A 3,753-nucleotide genomic window follows, 5' to 3' on the forward strand; every position below is an offset into this window, starting at 1 on the left:
CTCAGTTTTAAATTGCGATGTGGCTCACTTTTCACTTGCGAAATACACACGACTGAAGTTACGAGTATTCTAGGTTTAGTTTATTCATAAAGAAGCGAAATCTAACTTTATAAAGTGAAACTTCATTCAGTTGGGATATTACAGACCGTTAATGCGTGATAAAGTGAAACTTCATTCAGTGGGGAATTCCTTCCCTCCCCACTGAATGTTAGTTGAACAGAATCAGGAATTTACGGACTGTTTATCCCCCACCTTCACATGTTGGGCTTCCCTCATGTTTAGAGGTGGGGATATTACAGACCGTTAATGCGTGAAAACAAGGATTTTCTGAATTAAAAGCAGAATGATTTAGAGGATTCTAGAGATAATGGGAGAAATGAGCCAATAAACGGGTTTATACTTTATGACGCATAAACTCTACATTCTAAATCAACGTAAACAACAACATACCATGTTTGAGTTAATGTTTTTAAATGCGTATAGTTAATAGGTAGATTATTTTTATGGATAAAAAAATACAGATGTGCATCGTTAGCTTTGTATATCAACAAAAATTACACAAAGAGGTGAAGGTATGCCGATTATTGAAGTTAAGAATCTAACCAAAGTGTTTGGAAGAAATACGAGACAAGCACTAAAACTTCTAGACGAAGGCCGCACGAAGGAAGAAATCTTAAAAGAAACTGGTGCAACGGTCGGAGTCAATCGCGCAAATTTCTCTGTAGAAGAAGGAGAAATATTTGTTATTATGGGGCTTTCAGGTAGTGGTAAATCCACATTGGTACGATTAATCAACCGCCTGATTGAACCGACACAAGGAAATATTTATATTGATGAGGAAGACCTTTCTAAAATGGATAAAAACCAACTAAGGGAAGTTCGCCGTGAAAAACTAAGTATGGTCTTCCAAAAATTCGGTTTATTCCCGCATCGAACTGTATTGGATAATGCCGCGTTCGGCTTAGAAATCCAAAAAGTTGATAAAGCGGAAAGGGAAAATCGAGCTACAAAAGCACTTGAAATGGTTGGACTTGGTGGATACTTGAACCAGAAACCAGGCCAGCTTTCCGGTGGGATGCAGCAGCGTGTTGGTCTTGCGCGAGCCCTCACAAATGACCCCAAGGTCCTTCTAATGGACGAAGCTTTCTCAGCACTTGATCCACTAATTCGAAAAGAAATGCAAGATGAACTCATCCAATTACAGTCGAAAATGAAGAAAACCATTCTATTTATTACACATGACTTGGATGAAGCATTGCGTCTAGGTGACCGGATTGCTTTAATGAGAGACGGGAACATTGTCCAAATCGGTACACCAGAAGAAATTTTAGTAAATCCCGCAAATGATTATGTGGAGAAATTCGTTGAAGATGTTGATAAATCCAAAGTGTTAACAGCCCACCATATCATGAAGCGTCCAGAAACCATTCAAATTGAACGACATGGTCCACGGGTCGCACTGGAAAGAATGCGTGAGGAAGGTATTTCTAGCATTCTCGTAACTGATAGAAACCGTAAATTAAAAGGTTATGTAACAGCAGACGACGCTTCAAAAGCAAGAAATGAAGATGTTAGGGATTTAAATGAAATTATTCGTACAGATATACCGAAAGTAGATAAAGAAACACCTTTACAGGATATCTTCTCTATCATCTATGACTCCCAGACCCCGGTAGCCGTTGTCGAGGATGGGAAGCTATTAGGTATTATTGTGCGAGGTGCTGTAATTGCAGCACTTGCTGGAGAAGGAGAGGTGACAAATGGTGCTTAATATTTCTAGTATCGTACCAAGAATTCCTGTTTCAGAAGGGGTTACTGATGCTGTTCGTTGGATAACAGATACATTTTCCTTTTTATTCAACCCAATTAAGCAGCACTTCGGTAATCTTATGGAATTTATTTCAGAAACTGTATTGATGAATATCCCGCCATTCGTTTTCATCCTACTTATTGCAGTTATTGCATTTTTCATAACAGGAAAAAAACTCGGCCTTGCTGCATTCTCGATCGTTGGACTTTGGTTTGTTTATAACCAAGGGTATTGGGATCAGATGATGAATACGATCACGCTCGTAATTGTAGCGAGTTTACTTTCCATCATCATCGGTGTACCGGTTGGAATCCTGATGTCTAAAAGTAAGATTGCCGAAACTATCATCACACCGATACTTGACTTCATGCAGACGATGCCGGCATTCGTTTACTTGATTCCTGCCGTTGCTTTCTTTGGTATTGGAATGGTACCGGGTGTAATTGCTTCATTAATCTTTGCAACACCACCAACCGTTCGTTTTACCAACTTAGGTATCCGTCAGGTGTCTGCTGAACTAGTGGAAGCAGCCGATGCGTTCGGAAGTACCGGTTCACAAAAACTATTCAAAGTAGAACTTCCAATGGCTCGCCCAACCATCATGGCTGGCATTAACCAAACAGTAATGTTATCATTATCTATGGTAGTTATCGCTTCGATGATTGGAGCACCAGGTCTTGGTAGAGAAGTACTATCTGCCTTACAACGTTCTCAAGTAGGTCCAGGATTTGTATCTGGTGTAGGAATCGTTATTCTTGCAATTGTTATTGACCGTATGACGCAAAACTTAAGTAAAGAGAAGAAATCAAGCTAATGGCATCTTTTCCACGGAAAATGTTCCATAAATAGTAATGAGTTTTAATAAAGGAGAGATTTATATAATGAAGAAGTTCAATTGGAAACGTCTAGGGGTTGTATTAGGCTTATCTACGGCACTATTTGCTGCAGGTTGTGGCTCCGGAGATGATAGCTCATCTGAAACAGGCGACGATGCTGCTGGTTCTTTAAATGGTGAAGTTGAACTAGCTTATGTAGAATGGGATACAGAGATCGCTTCTACACATGTTGTTGGTAAAGTTTTAGAAGACTTAGGATTTGATGTTACATTAACTCCTCTAGATAACGCTGTTATGTGGGAAGCCGTTGCTAACGGTGAAGCAGACGGAATGGTTGCTGCTTGGTTACCTGGAACACACGAAGCTCAATTTGAAAACTATGGTGATCAGATGATTGACCTTGGCCCTAATTTAGAAGGAGCGAAAATTGGTTTAGTTGTTCCAAGCTATATGGATGTTGACTCAATCGAAGACTTATCGGATGAAGCTAACAAAATTATCACCGGCATCGAACCAGGTGCTGGAGTAGTTGCTGCTTCTGAGCTTGCTGTAGAAGAGTATGACAACTTAGACGGCTGGGAGGTTCAAACTTCTTCAAGTGGTGCAATGACGACCGAATTAAGAACTGCTTATGAAAATGAAGAAGATATTATTGTAACTGGTTGGTCTCCACACTGGAAGTTCCAAGCTTTTGATCTGAAATATCTAGATGATCCAAAAGGTACTTTCGGTGAAGCTGAAACAATCAACACTATGGTACGTGAGGGTCTAGAAGAGGACCTTCCGGAAGTTTATCAAGTTCTTGATAACTTCCACTGGTCTACAGAAGATATGGAAGAAGTCATGCTTAAAATATCAGATGGTGCTAACCCTGCAGATGCAGCCGCAGAGTGGGTAGAAAATAACCAAGATAAAGTAGACGAATGGACAGAAGGCATTGAAGAATAATTGATAAAAGGACTGGTATAGTTACCAGTCCTTTTTACTTTGAAAAATAGATTGTTTTTACTATAGAACACTAGTTCCTATTATGATATAATTGCCTTACCCCCAACGGGGGTAACGTCAAAAGTTCTATGAAAACCAAGTGAAGAATCATCTACATGT

Annotated in this window: 3 protein-coding genes; all 3 read left to right on the plus strand. The window is 39.7% G+C overall.

Annotation, left to right across the window (positions count from 1 at the left end; all coding sequences use genetic code 11):
- The first annotated feature begins 574 nt into the window (after nt 1-574).
- The 3 genes from IEX94_RS19245 (at nt 575) to IEX94_RS19255 (ending at nt 3,594) form a co-directional block, all read left to right on the plus strand.
- Nucleotides 575-1,771, plus strand: coding sequence for a quaternary amine ABC transporter ATP-binding protein (locus tag IEX94_RS19245; RefSeq protein WP_156857226.1), 1,197 nt, complete (start codon nt 575-577; stop codon nt 1,769-1,771).
- Nucleotides 1,761-2,624: an ABC transporter permease gene (locus tag IEX94_RS19250; RefSeq protein WP_188859860.1), complete on the plus strand. Its 864-nt coding sequence runs from the start codon at nt 1,761-1,763 to the stop codon at nt 2,622-2,624. Before IEX94_RS19245 ends, IEX94_RS19250 begins: the two co-directional genes overlap by 11 nt.
- A gap of 67 nt (nt 2,625-2,691) precedes the next feature.
- Entirely contained in the window at nt 2,692-3,594 is a 903-nt protein-coding gene (locus tag IEX94_RS19255; protein WP_156857224.1) for a glycine betaine ABC transporter substrate-binding protein, read from the plus strand.
- Nucleotides 3,595-3,753: the final 159 nt, after the last annotated feature.

The organism is Oceanobacillus indicireducens (genome assembly GCF_014647195.1).
Lineage (GTDB): Bacteria > Bacillota > Bacilli > Bacillales > Amphibacillaceae > Oceanobacillus > Oceanobacillus indicireducens.